Genomic DNA, 17260 nt, shown 5'->3' on the forward strand with positions numbered 1-17260 from the left:
TAGCCTCCAGTAATCTTAAAATGGTCCTGCTAAATATAGTTGAATTAAATTTGATTACAATCATATATATTGGTACAATACAGATATTCAATTAGTTTTCAAAAAGGTCAATTAATGATTATACTGAGCTTTGCTAACATGAGTTCATAACCAATTTTATAACTATCAATTGATAGTTATAATTAAATTAATTGGAGGTTTTTTGTGGACTATAATATGATTTATTCAGAAGAAGTTCGGACGTTTCTCACAGAAATTAAAGAAGTACTATCCCATCCGTCATTTCGTATTCATCGGGATTTAGATATTATGTTGAAATGAAAAATGAATCACCAATAGATCTTTATACTACAGCAAATACTTTACTGGAGTTGGAGTTCAATAGTTATGATGTGCATAATCAATTTATAGCGCTTGATGTATGTGAGAATATGAAAACAATTATTGACGACAAGGATCCTGATTTACCACTTTTTTTGCATTTACCAGAGTCATCAAAAAGAAAGATGTATATATATAGGTAAAAATTCGAGATAGGAGAAAACATAAAGTTTTCTGTGTGCCATTTCATTTTACAAGATATCCAGCACTGCAAAATCGACCAAATGAATAGAAAGGTCCTCATTTCTAAAAGAAAGTGGTGTAGTGAATGAAAAAAGAAGATGAGATAAAGAGTATAAAAATTGATTGCCCGATTTGTAATAAGGTACACGAGTTAGAAATAAAGAGTAGAGAAACAAAGGGGTTAATTAAGGGTGAAGTTATAGAGTATGAGGAGAACTTTTTCGAATGTCCGGATACTGAAAGTGAGGAGAATGAGTTTGTTTCTGCGTCCATGATGGATAAAAACTTACTTAGAGCCAAGGATGCCAATCGTAGCAAAAAGGGCTGCTGATTTCCTTAGAAGCGAACAAAGAACTGAATGAACTTGAGTGATTTTTATTTTAAGTCCATCGCGATGTGGTGGGCTTTTTTGTCGTTTCTTTATAAATTTACAATGGAATTGAAGAAAAGATCAAAGAAGAAATAAATTAGCATAATTATCCAAGAAAAAATTTACGAAATTTGTAAATGATTACAAAACCACTTGAGATTTCTATTTTTTATCTCTATAATAAAATCATAAAAGTTAGTAAAACGTTTAACTAAAAAATGGAGACGATTACTTATGAAGAAAACCATCAAAGACATCGCAAAAGAGGCTGGAGTCTCCATTGCTACCGTATCCTTCATTGTCAATGGAAAAGATCAGCACATCTCAGAGGCCACCCGCCAAAGAGTGAAAGATGTGATGAAAAAATACAACTATATCCCCAACGCCATGGCGGGAAGCCTGGTGACCCGTAGAACAGGCATCATTGGTTTAGTCCTTCCGGACATCACCAATCCATTCTTCCCAGGCATCGCCAGAGGGGCAGAAGACAGAGCCAATGAAGAAGGATACAGCATCATCTTCTGCAACACCGACGACAAAATAGAAGTGGAAGAAAAATACATTGAGTCTCTCTCCAGCAAAATGGTGGACGGCATCATCATCGCCCATTCCTCCAACAGTGAGGAAATGGGAGAGATTCTTGAAAGAACTCAGATACCCATCATCCTCATAGACAGAGACTTTGATTCAAAGAACATCCTGGGGAAAGTGCTGGTGAACAACAAAGACGGTGCCTACCAGGCTGTATGCCACATGGTGGAAAGAGGATACAAGAAGATTGCCTATCTCTCTGGGTCCCTAAAAACCCAAACGGCCATGGACAGATTGGAAGGCTATAAAGAAGCATTAAAAGAAAAAAATCTGCCAGTGGAAGAACATCTCATCAAATATGGAGAGTACCGGGCAGAATGGGGCAGAAAAGGCGTAAAAGAGCTCCTCACAGAAAAAAGAGACTTCGATGCTGTCTTCTGTGGGAATGATCTCATTGCCATCGGAGCCATGAAAGAGCTTCTGAAAAATGGGTACAAAGTTCCAGAAGACAAAGGTGTCATGGGGTTTGACGATATTTACATGGCCCAGATGGTGGAACCGGAACTGACCACCGTGAAGCAGCCCAACTATGAGATGGGCTACCAGGCTGTGGATCTTCTCATCAAGCATCTGAAAGAGAAAAAGTCCACTAAATCACATACAGTTGAAAAGAAAACCAGCATGGTGATGCTGAATACGGAAATCACCGAACGAAAATCCATTTGAAAGAAAAAGGAGGAGAAGCCCATGATCATTGTTGTAGGAAGCCTCAACATGGATCTTGTGATCCAGTCTCAGCACATTCCAAGACCTGGAGAAACAGTGCTTGGCAACGGGTTCAAACAGATTCCAGGAGGAAAGGGCGCAAACCAGGCAGACGCAGTGGCAAAGCTTAAAGGGGAAGTATCCATGATTGGAGCCGTTGGTGCGGATTCCTTTGGAGATGCGCTAATAAAGAGCCTGAAAGAAGACGGTGTGGAAATTTCAGGCATCTATAGGAAAAAAGAAGAGCCCACGGGCGTTGCAGCCATCATCGTGGAGAAAAGCGGAAACAATGCCATCACCGTGGCTTCCGGAGCAAACTTTCTTCTTACACGAGAGGATGTGGCAGCAAAGGAAGATCTATTTATAGAAAATGGAATTCTTCTGACCCAGCTGGAAACACCCCTCGATACGGTGCAGTATGCCCTGAAAGCCGCAAAAGCACATGGCATGAAAACCATCCTCAATCCGGCACCTGGAAGAAGCCTGCCAGAAGAAATCTTCCAGTATATAGATTTCATCACCCCCAACGAAACAGAACTGGATCTGCTCACGGGCATGAACACAGACACCATGGAAACTATTGAAAAAGCAGCACAAAGTCTCCTTGAAAAAGGACTGACCCATGTGCTGGTGACCTTAGGTAAAAATGGAGCTCTCCATGTGACGAAAGAAGGAATGAAACACTATGAAGGCCATGTGGTGAAAGCGATAGATACCACAGCCGCAGGTGACTGCTTCAATGGCGCCTTTGCAGTGGGACTTTCGGAAGGAAAATCCATGGAAGAATCTATTTCCTTTGCCATGGCAGCCGCAGCGCTGAGCGTCACAAAAGAAGGAGCCCAAACATCACTGCCCTTAAGGGAAGAAGTGGAAAAGTTTATGAAAGAAGGAAAAGTCCAATGAAACGAGGAATGCTGTTAAATTCAGAAATCTCTTATGTCATCAGTAAATTGGGACACACAGATACTTTAACCATTGGAGACTGCGGTCTTCCGGTACCAGATGGTGTCCAGAGGATCGACCTTGCAGTAGTAAAAGGCCTGCCGGAATTCATGCCTGTACTTCAAGCCATCCTGGAAGAACAGGAGATTGAGAAAGTCATTCTGGCAGAAGAAATCAAAAGCGCAAATCCAGTACTTCTGCACGAAATTCTTAGTTTTATTGAAAGGACTGGCGTAAAGGAAGGAAAAACCATCGACGTGGAGTATGTCCCCCATGAAGAGTTCAAAAAGAAGACAAGAGACTCCAAAGCTGTGGTGAGAACAGGAGAATATAAGGCCTACGCCAACATTATCCTGGTCTCCAGTGTCACCTTCTAAGGAGAGAAGTAAAATGAGAAGTAGTAAGAAAAGGGAGGGGAGAGCATGGCAAAGCAGCTGAATCAGCCCATTGTCTCCATGAAAGGCATCAGCAAGGAGTTTAACGGTGTCTACGTTCTGAAAAATGTGGACTTCAACATCTATAAAGGAAGAGTCATGGCTCTCATCGGAGAAAACGGGGCTGGAAAATCCACCCTGATGAAGATCCTCACGGGAGTCTACGAAAAGACAGAAGGAGAGATCCTTCTCCAGGGAAAACCAGTGAACTTCCATGATACGAAAGAATCCCAGGATGGGGGCATCGCCTTCATCCATCAGGAACTGAACCTCATCAAGGATTTGTCCATCGCTGAAAACATCTGTCTTGGAAGAGAACCAGTGACATCCACCCGTCGGATTCAGTGGAAGAAACTCAATGAAGATGCCAAGAAATGGCTGGATAAACTGGGCTTAACGGAAGAACCAAGAGAGCTGGTGAAAAACATCAGCATCGGAAAACAGCAGCTGGTGGAAATTGCGAAAGCACTCTCCATCAATGCCGAAGTCATTATCATGGACGAGCCCACAGGGGCACTGACCCCTCAAGAAACAGAGAAGTTATTTGAAGTCATCCGTGAACTGAGAAAAGACGGGAAAAGCGTCGTGTACATTTCACACAGACTCCAGGAGATCCTGGACATCTGTGATGACATCACGGTGCTCCGAGATGGCGAGCTTATTGAAGAACGGGAAGTGGAGCATATTGATGAAGACACCATCATTGAGATGATGGTGGGCAGAAAACTTAGTGAGCAGTATCCACGTGTGGATATTGTCCTGGGTGAAGAAGCAATGAACGTGAAAGACCTCAACAACGAGTTTGTGCGTAAGGTGAGCTTCAGTGTAAAAAAGGGGGAAACCTTGGGCGTCGCAGGACTCATGGGTTCTGGCAGAACAGAACTCATGCGCTCCATCTTCGGCATCTATCCACTGGACTCAGGAGTTGTGGAAGTAGAAGGCAAGATGAAGAAAATAACATCCCCTGCAGCGGCCTACGAAAGCGGCATTGCCTATGTCAGTGAAGACCGGAAATCCAACGGTATCATCACTGGCATGACCTTAAGAGACAATATGACACTCTCTTCGTTAAAAGACTTCCTGGGACCCATGAGAAACCTCAATAAGAAAAAGGAAGAAGAAGCTTCTCTATCCTACATCAAGAGCATGTCCATCAAGACTGCAGGGACAAAACAGCAGCTGAGATATTTAAGTGGAGGCAATCAGCAGAAAGTCTCCATTGCCAAGAATCTCCTCACAAAGCCAAAAGTGCTCATCCTGGATGAACCTACACGAGGAGTGGACGTAGGCGCAAGAAAAGAGATCTATGATCTCATCAACGAACTAAAGAAAGAGGGGCTTAGCATCATCGTGGTATCTTCAGATATTCCGGAAGTGCTGGGGATCAGTGACCGGATCATGGTCATGCATGAAGGCAGCGTAGCAGGCTTCATGGATATTAAAGAAGCCACACAGGAGAAGATCATGACTCTTGCGGTGGGTAAGGAAGTGAGTACAAAATGAAAGACATCCTGATGAAATTCATAAAGAACAAACCGCTGATGGTGCTGCTGGTGACCTCCATCGTGATTTCCATTCTGGAGCCCAGGTTCCTTACCACTGGAAATCTTATGACCATTTTAAGACAGACTTCCATAAACGCAGTCATTGCCACCGGTATGACCTTCGTCATTCTGGTGGGGGGCATTGACCTTTCTGTTGGATCCGTTCTTGGATTTACAGGAGCCATTGCCGCCACCATGATCTCAGGGGGTACAAATATAGTAGTGGTGATTCTCACAGTGCTGATCCTTGGTACATTCATCGGATTTGTCAATGGAAGCCTCATCACTATAGGGAGACTTCAGCCCTTCATTGCAACGTTAGGTACAGTGACCCTCTTAAGAGGACTGCTTCTTGTATTCAGCCAGGGAAGACCCATAGGCACAGGAAATACAGAAGGTTCAGAGCTCTTTAATGCCATAGGAAGAGGATTCTTCGGGCCCATTCCCATTCCTGTGTACCTGATGCTTTTCATCTTCATCATTGCTTACTACATGCTGAACCATACCAGAATGGGCAGATATATCTATTCCACTGGATCCAATGAGGAAGCCACCATGTACTCGGGCATCAAGACAAACCGCGTAAAGCTCTTTGTTTATGCCGCATCAGGTATGATGGCAAGTATCGCAGGTGTCCTTATCACAGCAAGACTTGGATCTGCACAGCCTACAGCTGGAGCAGGGTATGAACTGGATGCCATTGCGGCTGTTGTACTTGGCGGAACCAGTATGGCGGGAGGTATAGGCACCATCACAGGCACTGCCATAGGTGCACTCATCATTGGTGTGCTGAACAATGCACTGAACATCATGCAGGTCTCATCCTACTATCAGGATGTGGCTAAAGGTATTGTGATTCTTGTAGCTGTTCTTATGGACAGAAAAAAGAAAGCTTCCAGATAAACGATACATAACATTTCCAGATTCTGTTTACTTTGTGTTATTAAATTACATATATATTAGGAGGAAAGAAAATGAAAAAAATTCTAAGTCTTATGCTTGTAACTGCAATGGCGCTGGGTGTTTTTGCTGGCTGTTCTGACAATGGTGGAAGCGATGCGGAAGGAAAGAAAATCGGTCTGGTCATCTCAACCTTAAACAATCCCTTCTTTGTGGATCTGGAAGCTGGTGCTAAAGAAAAAGCAACCGAGCTGGGTGCAACGCTCATTACTCTGGACTCTCAGGATGACTCTGCCACAGAAATGTCCAACGTGGAAGACCTCATCAACCAGAAGGTAGACCTGATCCTCATTAACCCTACAGATTCTGATGCGGTAAAGAGTGCAGTGGAAGCTGCCAATGCTGCGGACATTCCTGTGATTACTCTGGACAGAGGCGCCAACGGTGGAGAAGTAGTAGCCCATATTGCTTCTGATAACGTCGCTGGTGGTGTACTTGCAGGGGAGTTTATCGTAGAGCAGCTGGGTGGAGAAGGTAAGGTTATAGAGCTGGAAGGAATCCCAGGCGCATCTGCTGCAAGAGACAGAGGCGAAGGGTTCAACAAGGCTCTGGAAGGAACAAACATTGAAGTAGTTGCCCGTCAGACAGCAAACTTTGATCGTGCGGAAGGACTTTCTGTTATGGAGAATATCCTGCAGGCTCAGACAGAGATCGATGCAGTATTTGCTCATAATGATGAAATGGCACTGGGTGCTCTTGAAGCCATCAAGGCTTCCGGAAGAGACATTCTTGTGGTAGGTTTTGATGCCACAGCCGATGCAAAAGCAGCAGTGGAAGATGGTTCCATGGCTGCAACGGTAGAGCAGCTGCCTAAGATGATTGGTTCACTGGGTGTTGAGAACGCCATGAAGGTCATCAATGGAGAATCTGTGGAGAAGACCATCCCTGTAAATCTACAGCTGGTCACTAAGAAGTAACTGTAATTTAAAGTCAAAGAAGTCTATAGAAGTCCGGATGGAGAGGAATTATTGCTCCATCCGGACTTTTTATGTTTGTACAAAAGGATTATTGTTTTTTGGCATTCAGAAAATCAAAAGTAATGCTGCAAATGCAAATGAAAACGTTTGACACGATGTTGAAGGTCTGTTATAGTAATAATAACTTATTTCAAGTATTAAAATAAGTAGGTGAGAGGTATGAGTAGAGCATCATTAAGTGATGTGCGAAAAAAAAATAAAGAAATTGTAAAAAAAGCTATTTTTGATCATCCGCAAATATCTAGAGTAGAACTCGCGGAATATACAGGGCTTTCAGGAGGCACCATCACAAATCTTGTGAATGAACTTCTGGCATCAGGAGAGATACTAGAATCTTTCGAGCAGAAATCTACTGGTGGACGTAGAAGAGTAGGACTTGTGATTCAAATGACAGCAGATCATGTAGTACTTGTCGAAGTGAAACATAGACAGATTTCATTTAAAATATATGACACCACCAAGCAGCTCATTGAGACGAAAGTGATGCGAACAAATTATGTTAACGGTAATACTATTGTGGAATTTATGGTGGAAGAACTTGAAAGATTAGCGAAAAAACCTGTTAAAATTGGTCTTCTTATTGATGAGAACATGATCGAGAGTGAATTAAGTTACATGCTCTCTACCGGGCTTTCCCAAGACAATATCCCGATTCGAGATGCACTGAAAATGTTTAAAATTGATCAAGTGGAAATTGAATTTACAAGTCAGTATCACTTGGAAGAAGAGATTGCGAATGCAAAACTAGAAGGCATAGAGAATTATATCTATACTGCCCTTGATTATGAGATGACAGCTCAAATATATATGAGGGGGAAACTCGTGGACCATAGTGGTCAGACTGTGATTTCTATGTCACCTTTATTAGAACAAATGGGGCTTCTGGATAAATGGAGAGAAGTGTTCCATACTGTTGCTACATTAAAAAATAGTCCAGTAGGAACCGTATCAGGAAAATCACTCCTCAGCTTAAAAAAATCACCACAAAAGACTATTGCTGAAATTACTGCATCGGTACTGGCTATCATTCTAAACTTCTATGATTTAGACGCAGTATTTATGGTGGGGAACGGAACAAATATTCCCGGTATAGAACATTCTGTGCAAAAACTGCTAAGAATAAAGACAGTACGATACCCAGAACATATTTATGTATTAGGTGCTGCAGTAGGAGATTATTCTGAAAACATGGTTAAGAGGCTGACGGAGCGAGTTGTGTTCGGATCATAACAGGGGGGGAGAAAAATGATTCATAAACTATTGACAGAAAATGAATTCAGTATTGTCGTGAGCTTACCAAAAAACGAGATGACTTATGCTTGGGCTGCAAGAGATGCTGAAGCGAAAATCTTGAAAGTGCATATCAATGCAATGCATCATGCCACAAATCAGAAATTTGGTACGTTTCAGGAGGAAAAACCTTTTCTAGAAGAACTGTGTAAATTTGCAAAAGATAATCAAATGATTCTTGGTATAGTACCCGGTGATCATAAAAATTACGCGACAAAAGAAGAACTCAGAATACTTTCAGAGATGGGATTTGATTTTGTATCGAGTTATGTGCAGAATACACCCTTCTATGCATTGGAAGTCACAAATTTGGAAAAAGTCTTTGCCATCGGTCATGAGTATGACATGAATGAGTACAAGAACTTGGAAGCATTAGGAATTGATGTCTTAGAAGCATCCATTATGAAACCCGAACAGTATGGGGAAAAGTTCACGATTAAGGATTATTTACATTTATCAGAAATCACAAAAGTAAGTCAACCAGTATTAGTACCGACGCAGAAATTTGTAACAGTAGAGGATCTGAAGTATCTTAAGCAAGCTGGTGTCAAAGCCCTGATGGTAGGTGCTGTCGTGTTTCCATCTCTTGATCCTGAAGCGTTTAGAGACACTCTTCAGGGCTATTTGAAGGAATCAAATAATATTTGATCTTAACACTTCGGTGTTAAAATATATTACTTTAGGAGGCTATCATGTTTCAAGGAATCCTTATCATTGCTCTATTTATTGTAATCGCAGGTCTTATGATCAGCAAAAAAATCCCTACTCTTCTTGCCCTACCTTTATTGGCATTAGGCATACTTTTAATTTCTGGTGTCCCAATGAAAGGTCAAAATGCAGATGGTCAGGAAATTGGATATCTGCAGACAGTATTTGAAGCGGGTGCCACAAGAATGGCAGCGGCTTATATTGCAGCAGTATTTGGTGCATGGCTTGGTCAGCTTATGAACAAGTCCGGAGTTACAGAGAATATGATTAAGAAAGCTGCAGAGCTTGGGGGAGACAGACCGTTGATCATCACAGTGATTTTAAGTGCAGTAGTTGCACTTCTCTTCACAACACTCTCGGGCCTTGGCTCTGTCATCATGGTTGGAACCATCGTTCTGCCCATCATGGTATCTATAGGAATACCTGCTCTTTCTGCAGCTGCCATCTATTTGATGTCATTTGCAACGGGGCTATCCTTCAACATTGCCAACTGGCAAAACTACAGTAACATCTTCGGGCTACCGCTTGAAGATATCAAGTCATTTTCATATATTGTGTTTATATGTACTGCGGTAGCAACTGTTGTTATCATTCTAAGAGAGTTTAAAATGAATGGTATTAAGTTTGCGTTCTCAGCACCTTCTAGCGAAGTTGCACCAAGAGCCAATGAGATCAAGGGCTTTACCGGAGCAATGGCAATGTTCACTCCGATCGTACCAATTATCCTTGTAGCACTTTTTAAAGTGCCAGTTATCCCAGCGTTCTTTGCAGGTATCTTCTGGATTCTAATTTTCACTTTCAAATCATGGCAGAAATCCATGAACATGCTTACAAAAACTTGTTATGACGGTATTTCAGATGCTGCTCCAGCCATCATACTTATGGTTGGTATAGGTATTCTATACCTGGCAGTAACCCACCCAATGGTAAAAGATGTACTTGCACCATTTATGACAGCAATCAACCCATCTACCAGGATCACTTACATTTTATTTTTTATTCTATTGGCTCCTCTGGCTTTATATAGAGGGCCGCTGAATCTCTTCGGCTTAGGATCAGGAATTGCAGCTCTCTTTATTAGCCTTGGGTTGATGCCTGTATTGGCTGTAATGGGTGCATTCTTATCCGTCGAAAGAATGCAAGCAGTTGGTGACCCGACCAATACACAGAATGTATGGACAGCAAACTTTGCGGGTGTTGAAGTCAACACACTTACCAAGAAACTGGTCCCTTACCTTTGGGCAGTGACAGCAGTCTTAGTAATTGCAGCATCAGTATTATACTTTTAGATGACAAACAGGATTTAGCGGTATGCTTCATACCGCTAATCCTATATTAGGAGGAAGCAAAAGATGGCAGTAAGAATTGGGATAGACGTAGGTGGAACATTTACAGATGCAGCAGCAATCAATAGCGATACCTATGAACTGATTGGGTCCATAAAGATACCCACATCCCATAAATCAGAAAGTGGAGTGGCTGAAGGTATAGTTCAAGCACTAGAAAAACTAATGGAAATTCATAAGATCAAACCAAGCGAAGTTCAGTTTATTGCACATGGCACAACTCAGGCAACCAATGCTCTTCTTGAAGGTGATGTTGAGAACGTTGGTATTTTGACGATAGGCTCAGGGTTAGAGGGCATGAAGTCCAAAAACGATACACTCATGGGAGAAATAGAACTGGCACCAGGGAAATTTTTGCATACAGAAAATGAGTTTGTAAACAGTGGAATATCCTTAGAGGAGTTTAAAATGGAAATCCGAGAGAAGCTTCGTAGTCTTACTTCGAAAAATGCTAGATCTATTGTGGCAGCAGAAGCTTTTAGTGTGGACAATCCAGAAAATGAGAATCTGGTTATGCAGATAGCAAAGGAAATGGGCCTTCCAAGTACCGCCACCAATGACATTTCTAAGCTTTATGGCTTAAAAGTTAGAACGAGAACAGCGGTGATCAATGCGAGTATCTTACCTAAAATGCTTGAGACTGCAAACATGACGGAGTCCAGTATTAAGAATGCGAAAATAGAATCCCCCCTCATGGTCATGAGATGTGACGGTGGGGTGATGAGTATAGATGAAGTAAGAAACCGGCCAATCTTAACAGTGCTTTCCGGCCCTGCAGCAGGAGTAGCAGGAGCATTGATGTATGAAAAAATCACCGATGGAATCTTTTTTGAAGTAGGAGGTACCTCTACGGATATTTCTTGTATCAAAGATGGGAAAGTCATGATTAAGTACTCTGAGATAGGAGGTCATAAGACTTACCTGAATTCTCTTGATGTAAGAACGGTTGGCATCGGAGGAGGAAGTATGGTACAGATCAGAAATGGAAAAGCCGTTCAGATTGGACCTCGAAGCGCACATATCGCTGGAATCGACTATGAGTGCTATACCACACCGGATGAGATTGTAGATCCGGTTTTACAAACTGTACGCCCCAAGGAAACGGATCCTGAGTATGGATATGTGGAGTGCAGCAACGGCAAAAAATTCTGCTTTACAATGGCTGGAGCGGCGATGATTGCTGGGTATATTCAAGAAGGTGATTATGCTTTCGGGAACAGGGAAGCGGCAGTCAAGGCTTGGACACCTCTGGCGGATTCCATGGGTATCAGTGTGCTTGAAGCAGCAAAATTGGTACTTGCCTATGCAGCAGAGAAAAATGGATCCGTAGTAGAAGCGATGGTTAAAGACTATGGTATTAGTATGAAAACACTGACCTATATAGGCGGTGGTGGTGGAGCCTCTACTGTGGTTCCTCATCTTGGTGAGACCATGGGAGTTAAGACAAGAATTGCAAAAAATGCACCAGTAATATCTACCATCGGTGTTGCGCTGGCTATGGTACGAGAACTTGTTGAACGAGTAGTCGCTAACCCATCAGAAGAAGATATTCTTTCTGTGAGAAGAGAGGCTGAGAACGCTGTCATTAAGTCAGGTGCTACACCGGAAAGTGTGGAAGTGCATGTAGAAGTGGATACTCAAAGAAATGTTATCAGAGCTGTGGCGGTTGGAACCAGTGAACTACGAGCGAAAGACCTGACGTCAAAAAAACTGACCGAACATGAGCTTATTGAGAAAGTTTCTGATAATCTCGATGTGGATCCCAAGAAACTCAGAGTAGAAGGAAGTAATGGCATGATGTATGCCATTTGCTATACGCAAGAGGAAAGGAAGCTTTTTGGTCTGTTGAAGTCTAAAAAGAACAACTTGAGACTCATCGATCATGAAGGTGTCATAAGGCTTCAGAAGAATAATGCGGATGTGAGGCAATGTACTGCAAAAACGGTATTTGATACCATTCAGTATCTTCTTAATGAATATACTGAATATAACGATGGTGGTACGCAGTTGCCAAATCTTTTTGTGATACAGGGGAAGAAAATTATTGATATCTCTGGACTTCAAAATGAACAACAAGTTTTATCCATCGCAAAGATAGAACTGTCTCATGTAGAAGAAATGACCCCGATCCTTGTGATCAGCACAAACAGATCTGATACCTAAAGTGAGGAGAAAAAATGGTAAATAAGTTTCCGCTTCCAGTAAAAAGTAATGCATTTCAGGATCTCCAGCTAGATCCGTCATTCTTAAAAATTCCTCAGGACAAGTATGAGGATATTGTAGAAACAGCATGGTCCAGAGGGCAGATAGAGGGGCAGAAGTTTATTGATAGGTATGGGAGAAACTGTAATTTTCAAGAAATTCTTCATGATTCAGGCATATTAGTAAAAGAGCTTGACAAAGACTATACCTTAGGAGAAACGAGGTATTTTTGTGAGTATATCTCTGGGAAAAAAGAAATCCATCTTTACAAAAAATCAATTGAAATCTGGGCAGAAAAAAATTTACTTCCTTATGATGTGAGTAAAAACTATATTCTCTCCCATGAGTACTTCCATTATTTGGAATGGACTGTACTGGGACTTACTTCAAAACTCTATATGGTGCCAATGATAGAAATTGGCAAACTAAAGATCGGAAAAACTGGCATCCGTGCAATGTCTGAAATTGCAGCGAATGCTTTTGTGAACACTGTGTTCAGATTGGAGGAAAATGATAATGAATTTTGAATATCATTATGATGTTGTTGTAATAGGAGGGGGACCCTCAGGAGTATCTGCTGCGATTGCTTCAGGGAAAAATGGTGCTAAGACCCTTCTAGTAGAGCGATTTGGGTTTCTTGGCGGTATGCTAACAAATGCAGGAACTGGTCCTATGATGAGTTTTCATGCGGGAGAAAAACAGGTAGTTCAAGGTGTTCCGGGAGAAATTGTAGATCGACTTGTCCAGAATGGCTATAGCCCAGGTCATATGAAGGATGTAGTTGGTTATTGCTCCAGTGTGACACCTTTCGATGTGGAAGGTCTTAAGATAGTCATGGAAGAAATGGTTATGGAAAATGGGGTTGATCTGCTTTATCACACAAACTTTGTAGAAACCATCCTAGAAGGCAAGAAAATAACAGGCGTGAAGCTCTTTTCAAAAGGTGGATTCTTCACTGTCTCCGCTGATGTTGTTGTAGATGCTTCTGCTGATGCAGATGTGGCTGTTTCAGCGGGAGTCAGTACCCGCTACGGAAGAGATAAAGATCACCTCGCACAGCCTATGACTATGAATGCGAAGGTTTACAATGTAGACCGTGAAAGATTAAAGAAGTTTATGCGTGAGAATGTTCAAGATACAAATGCGAAACGCCTGGAGGTCATCGATTGGTCAGAAAGAACCGGGATTTCAGGTTTTAAAGAGTTGATCCATGAAGCCATTGAGAAGAGAGAATTGAACTATAGTAGAGATTCTGTTCTTTGTTTTGAGACAAACAACAAAAATGAATTTATTATCAATATGTCCAGAATTCCAAGAAAATCCGCATTAAATCCCTTTGATTTGACAAAGGCTGAAATAGAAGGCCGACAGCAGGTACGGGAGACAGTCGCATTTCTAAGAAAGTACATACCTGGATTTGAAAACTGTGTTCTGGCAAATACAGGGCCGAATATTGGTATTAGAGAATCTAATAAAATTGATGGGGTTCACATACTGAAAGAGGAAGAGTTATTAGTCAATACCATGTTTGATGATGCCATTGCCATGGGCGGTTATCCCATAGACATTCATAATCCAGAAGGAAAAGGTGTAACGAACCATCAGTTTCTCATTGAAGGCAGCTGGTATTCTATTCCCTACAGATGTCTAGTGACAGAAAAAGTGGATAATCTAATTGTGGTCGGAAGATCACTCAGTGCATCACATGGTGCGTTAGCCGCAGTGAGAGTAACACCTATTGCCATGGCGGTCGGTCAAGCAGGTGGAACAGCGGCGGCCTTGGCTCAAAAAGCTAATGTACATACCAGAGATGTAGATATTCATATACTTAGAGAGACCCTCATAAAGCAAGGTGCCTTTCTAGAGAAGTATATCCGTAGTGACGATGCACCGGAAACTGGTATTGCTTATGAAAGTTGATGGTATGAACTGAGTACAGATTTGATAGTGAATGGCGGCTGTTTATACTTTCACTGTTTCTCCAAATCAATGCGTTGAATATGATAGAAGAATTGAATGATAAGGAGAAAGACATGATGTCTTTAGATAAAATATGAGAAAAACCAATGAAGAAACAATGAATCAAATTAGAAGAGGGTTAGTTGTATCCTGTCAAGCATTACCTGAAGAACCATTACATAGTTCCTATATTATGGGGAAAATGGCATATGCAGCTTTTCTGGGAGGAGCAAAAGGAATAAGGGCTAATACGGTAGCTGATATCCGTGAAATTCGAAAGAATGTGAATTTACCAATTATTGGTATCATCAAGAAAGTCTATGGAGATAATCCTGTGTTTATTACACCAACATTAAACGAAGTAGAAGAGCTGGTTATGGAAGGTGTAGAAATAATCGCAGTTGATGCTACAAATAGAGTCCGCCCAGATGGAAAAAGTCTGAAAGATTTCTTTATGCAAGTTCGAAAGAAGTATCCTCAACAGCTATTTATGGCAGATTGTTCTAAACTGGAAGATACTATTCTAGCGAAAGAGTTAGGTTTCGACTTATTAGGAAGTACACTAGCAGGATATACAGATGATACAAAGGGAGTACATCTACCTGATTATGGATTACTAGAGAATATGATTGATGTAGGACTTCCTGTGATTGCAGAAGGTGGTATTTCTACCCCAGAGGACCTAGGTAAGGTTATGGAACTTCCTGTTTATTGTGCTGTTGTAGGATCGGCTATCACGAGACCAATGGAAATAACAAAAAGGTTTTCGAGTGTAATCTGAACTGAGTAAAAGATATTAAAGAGCTCATGAAGCTAAATTGTACCCTTTGTAAAGGACAGTTGAAAAAAAGTATAGCTATAGTTGGCCGAGAAGATGATTCCTGTATTGTGCGGGGGTCATCTTTTTTAAGTTCCACTGGTACCTGAAATTGTTGTAGTAATCTATGTAGTCATCAATTTCTTCCTCGAGCGCATCAGAGGTTTGGCAGGTGCGGAGTTCTGCTTCGTCTTTAAAGTGCCCATGGAAAGACTACTGAGGTGCATTATCCCAGCAGTTTCCTCTACGGGACATCGATTGACCGAGTCCTATGGACTTCACCATGTTCTGGAAGATCGGGCTGGTGTAGTGGGAGCCTTGGTCCGAATGGATGAACGCTCCTTCAGGGAAGGGTATCCCCGTCGCCATAAGCTTCTTCAAAGTATTGGTGACCAAGGGCATCTCCAAGCTGGAGGATAGGTTCTGAGAGAGGATTTCTCTGGTAGAAGTATTCTTGATTGACGACAGGTAAGACCTTCGACGTGAATGATGTGGCACATAGGTGATGTCAACTAATAGGCTCATTCCAGGAATCCCTTGTCTGAAATTTCGATTCAGTCGGTTAGGGACCACGGAATGTTCCAGTGTCGCCTTCAAGGCTTTCCTGATAGGACAGGTCTTACGGTATGGGCAGACGATATGGTACTTCTTCATAATCCAGCGGATGCGCTTGAGATTCATGTCGATATCAAACTGGCCCGCAAGGGTCATCTTGATCTGATTTGCACCTTTCTTTCACCTCTTGAAGTCGTATGCATTCTGAATAGTTTTTCTAAGTTCTTCCTTACGTTCTTCGCGCTTTCTGCGGGATTCTTTACCTTTCTTCGAGAAGTAACGGTAATATCCGGAACGCGAGGTTCCGCTGAGGCTGCACAGGTAGGAGAGCATGTTCTTTAGCGTGTACTTCGTGATGACCTGTCTGGTCAGGTGGTACTTGTCTTCTGCGCTAAGCTCTAACGCTTCTTTCTCAGTCACCTTTCGGCTTTGTCGATATTATTTAACAGTTCGTTCTCAACCCTAAGTATATGAATTTCGGCCTTAAGCCGAGCATTCTTTTCTTCCAAAGTCAGATTTCTTGTAATAGGTCTTCCGGAATTTCCCTTTCTACTATCCTTAAGTCCTATAATCCCATCGATCTGATACGCCTTGGTCCAGCGTGATTGAGCGGCCTGGATCCGCTTGATGCCAAGGACCTCCACCCTAAATCCGTGGGCTTCGAAGATCTCCCTGGGAAGCTTACCGTTGGAATATGATGCGATGAAGATCTCTTTGAAATTATCGGTATAGGTGATGCCTTTGGAACTGACTGATAGGACATGTGGGTTCTGGGATAGATCTTCTATCTCTTCCTTCGTAAACAGTTTATTGCTCATCTGCTCTCCTCCTGAATCTTTTTCTGATATTTCTCTGAGTATAACAAAATACCCTATAGAGTAGATACCTTTTTTCAGGTGTCTACTCTATAGGGTACATTTTACAGATAGCAATTCTTGAAATCATTGGATTCCAATGGTTTCAAGAAAATTAGTTTAAACTGTTGAATAATCCAGGAGAAATGTGGTAAAAAACGAGAGGATAGAAACACAAATTTACAAATGAGAAATTAGTGAAATTCATTTAAGAAATTTCTATTAAATATGCCAAATTCATTCAGATTTATCTAAACTTGAATCAATTTGAATGAAATAACGGTGTTTGTAATATTTACAAGATACAAAGGTCAGTTAGAATTTTTAGATGTCAAAAGAAGGACAATTCTTCTATCGAATCATCATTGATAAATGTGAGAAGAATCAATTAAAGATTAATGAGATTTTTGCGGAGGTTGACACAAATAAGTGAAGAACGAAC

14 protein-coding genes and 1 pseudogene are annotated in these 17260 nt (G+C 41.7%); 14 read left to right on the forward strand and 1 reads right to left on the reverse strand.

Going from position 1 to position 17260, the window contains the following annotated elements:
• Positions 1-649: 649 nt before the first annotated feature.
• The 14 genes from T487_RS0113500 (at position 650) to T487_RS0113565 (ending at position 15373) form a co-directional block, all read left to right on the forward strand.
• Positions 650-895: a hypothetical protein gene (locus T487_RS0113500; RefSeq protein WP_031577658.1), complete on the forward strand. Its 246-nt coding sequence runs from the start codon at positions 650-652 to the stop codon at positions 893-895.
• A 273-nt stretch (positions 896-1168) separates the two neighbouring features.
• A complete protein-coding gene (locus T487_RS0113505; protein WP_031577659.1) occupies positions 1169-2191 on the forward strand; it encodes a LacI family DNA-binding transcriptional regulator in 1023 nt (340 codons plus the stop codon).
• A gap of 21 nt (positions 2192-2212) precedes the next feature.
• Positions 2213-3133, forward strand: coding sequence for a ribokinase (gene rbsK, locus T487_RS0113510; RefSeq protein ID WP_031577660.1), 921 nt, complete (start codon positions 2213-2215; stop codon positions 3131-3133).
• The gene (rbsD, locus tag T487_RS0113515) at positions 3130-3549 is read left to right on the forward strand and encodes a D-ribose pyranase (protein WP_031577661.1); all 420 of its coding nucleotides are present in this window, start codon (positions 3130-3132) and stop codon (positions 3547-3549) included. Before rbsK ends, rbsD begins: the two co-directional genes overlap by 4 nt.
• 45 nt (positions 3550-3594) lie before the next feature.
• Complete coding sequence (locus tag T487_RS0113520; protein ID WP_031577662.1) at positions 3595-5109, forward strand: sugar ABC transporter ATP-binding protein; 1515 nt, start codon at positions 3595-3597, stop codon at positions 5107-5109.
• Positions 5106-6053 carry a ribose ABC transporter permease gene (gene rbsC, locus T487_RS0113525; RefSeq protein ID WP_031577663.1) on the forward strand — a complete coding sequence of 316 codons (948 nt, stop codon included), beginning with the start codon at positions 5106-5108 and terminating at the stop codon, positions 6051-6053. Before T487_RS0113520 ends, rbsC begins: the two co-directional genes overlap by 4 nt.
• 71 nt (positions 6054-6124) lie before the next feature.
• Positions 6125-7027, forward strand: a complete 903-nt coding sequence (gene rbsB / locus T487_RS0113530) for a ribose ABC transporter substrate-binding protein RbsB (protein ID WP_031577664.1) — start codon at positions 6125-6127, stop codon at positions 7025-7027.
• A gap of 219 nt (positions 7028-7246) precedes the next feature.
• On the forward strand, positions 7247-8317 hold the full coding sequence (locus T487_RS0113535; protein WP_031577665.1) for a MarR family transcriptional regulator: 1071 nt from the start codon (positions 7247-7249) through the stop codon (positions 8315-8317).
• Positions 8318-8332: 15 nt separating this feature from the next.
• Positions 8333-9025, forward strand: a complete 693-nt coding sequence (locus T487_RS0113540) for a hypothetical protein (RefSeq protein ID WP_051651734.1) — start codon at positions 8333-8335, stop codon at positions 9023-9025.
• 44 nt (positions 9026-9069) lie between these two features.
• Positions 9070-10374 carry a C4-dicarboxylate ABC transporter gene (locus T487_RS0113545; protein ID WP_031577667.1) on the forward strand — a complete coding sequence of 435 codons (1305 nt, stop codon included), beginning with the start codon at positions 9070-9072 and terminating at the stop codon, positions 10372-10374.
• 63 nt (positions 10375-10437) lie between these two features.
• On the forward strand, positions 10438-12594 hold the full coding sequence (locus T487_RS0113550; RefSeq protein WP_031577668.1) for a hydantoinase/oxoprolinase family protein: 2157 nt from the start codon (positions 10438-10440) through the stop codon (positions 12592-12594).
• Between the two features lie 14 nt (positions 12595-12608).
• Positions 12609-13160 carry a hypothetical protein gene (locus T487_RS0113555; protein WP_031577669.1) on the forward strand — a complete coding sequence of 184 codons (552 nt, stop codon included), beginning with the start codon at positions 12609-12611 and terminating at the stop codon, positions 13158-13160.
• Positions 13150-14553: an FAD-dependent oxidoreductase gene (locus T487_RS0113560; protein ID WP_051651735.1), complete on the forward strand. Its 1404-nt coding sequence runs from the start codon at positions 13150-13152 to the stop codon at positions 14551-14553. The genes T487_RS0113555 and T487_RS0113560 overlap by 11 nt, the downstream gene beginning before the upstream one ends.
• 133 nt (positions 14554-14686) lie before the next feature.
• On the forward strand, positions 14687-15373 hold the full coding sequence (locus T487_RS0113565) for an N-acetylmannosamine-6-phosphate 2-epimerase (protein WP_031577671.1): 687 nt from the start codon (positions 14687-14689) through the stop codon (positions 15371-15373).
• A 75-nt stretch (positions 15374-15448) separates the two neighbouring features.
• Here T487_RS0113565 and T487_RS16315 read toward each other — a convergent pair.
• Positions 15449-16782: pseudogene (locus T487_RS16315) on the reverse strand (IS3 family transposase).
• Positions 16783-17260 lie beyond the last annotated feature (478 nt).

Source organism: Proteiniclasticum ruminis DSM 24773 (assembly GCF_000701905.1).
GTDB classification, from domain to species: Bacteria; Bacillota; Clostridia; order Clostridiales; family Clostridiaceae; genus Proteiniclasticum; species Proteiniclasticum ruminis.

Bases quoted from the DNA above. Each gene is read 5' to 3' on its own strand.
- T487_RS0113500 (WP_031577658.1), top strand. From the start codon at position 650: ATGAAAAAAGAAGATGAGATAAAGAGTATAAAAATTGATTGCCCGATT.
- T487_RS0113505 (WP_031577659.1), top strand. From the start codon at position 1,169: ATGAAGAAAACCATCAAAGACATCGCAAAAGAGGCTGGAGTCTCCATT.
- rbsK (WP_031577660.1), top strand. From the start codon at position 2,213: ATGATCATTGTTGTAGGAAGCCTCAACATGGATCTTGTGATCCAGTCT.
- rbsD (WP_031577661.1), top strand. From the start codon at position 3,130: ATGAAACGAGGAATGCTGTTAAATTCAGAAATCTCTTATGTCATCAGT.
- T487_RS0113520 (WP_031577662.1), top strand. From the start codon at position 3,595: ATGGCAAAGCAGCTGAATCAGCCCATTGTCTCCATGAAAGGCATCAGC.
- rbsC (WP_031577663.1), top strand. From the start codon at position 5,106: ATGAAAGACATCCTGATGAAATTCATAAAGAACAAACCGCTGATGGTG.
- rbsB (WP_031577664.1), top strand. From the start codon at position 6,125: ATGAAAAAAATTCTAAGTCTTATGCTTGTAACTGCAATGGCGCTGGGT.
- T487_RS0113535 (WP_031577665.1), top strand. From the start codon at position 7,247: ATGAGTAGAGCATCATTAAGTGATGTGCGAAAAAAAAATAAAGAAATT.
- T487_RS0113540 (WP_051651734.1), top strand. From the start codon at position 8,333: ATGATTCATAAACTATTGACAGAAAATGAATTCAGTATTGTCGTGAGC.
- T487_RS0113545 (WP_031577667.1), top strand. From the start codon at position 9,070: ATGTTTCAAGGAATCCTTATCATTGCTCTATTTATTGTAATCGCAGGT.
- T487_RS0113550 (WP_031577668.1), top strand. From the start codon at position 10,438: ATGGCAGTAAGAATTGGGATAGACGTAGGTGGAACATTTACAGATGCA.
- T487_RS0113555 (WP_031577669.1), top strand. From the start codon at position 12,609: ATGGTAAATAAGTTTCCGCTTCCAGTAAAAAGTAATGCATTTCAGGAT.
- T487_RS0113560 (WP_051651735.1), top strand. From the start codon at position 13,150: ATGAATTTTGAATATCATTATGATGTTGTTGTAATAGGAGGGGGACCC.
- T487_RS0113565 (WP_031577671.1), top strand. From the start codon at position 14,687: ATGAGAAAAACCAATGAAGAAACAATGAATCAAATTAGAAGAGGGTTA.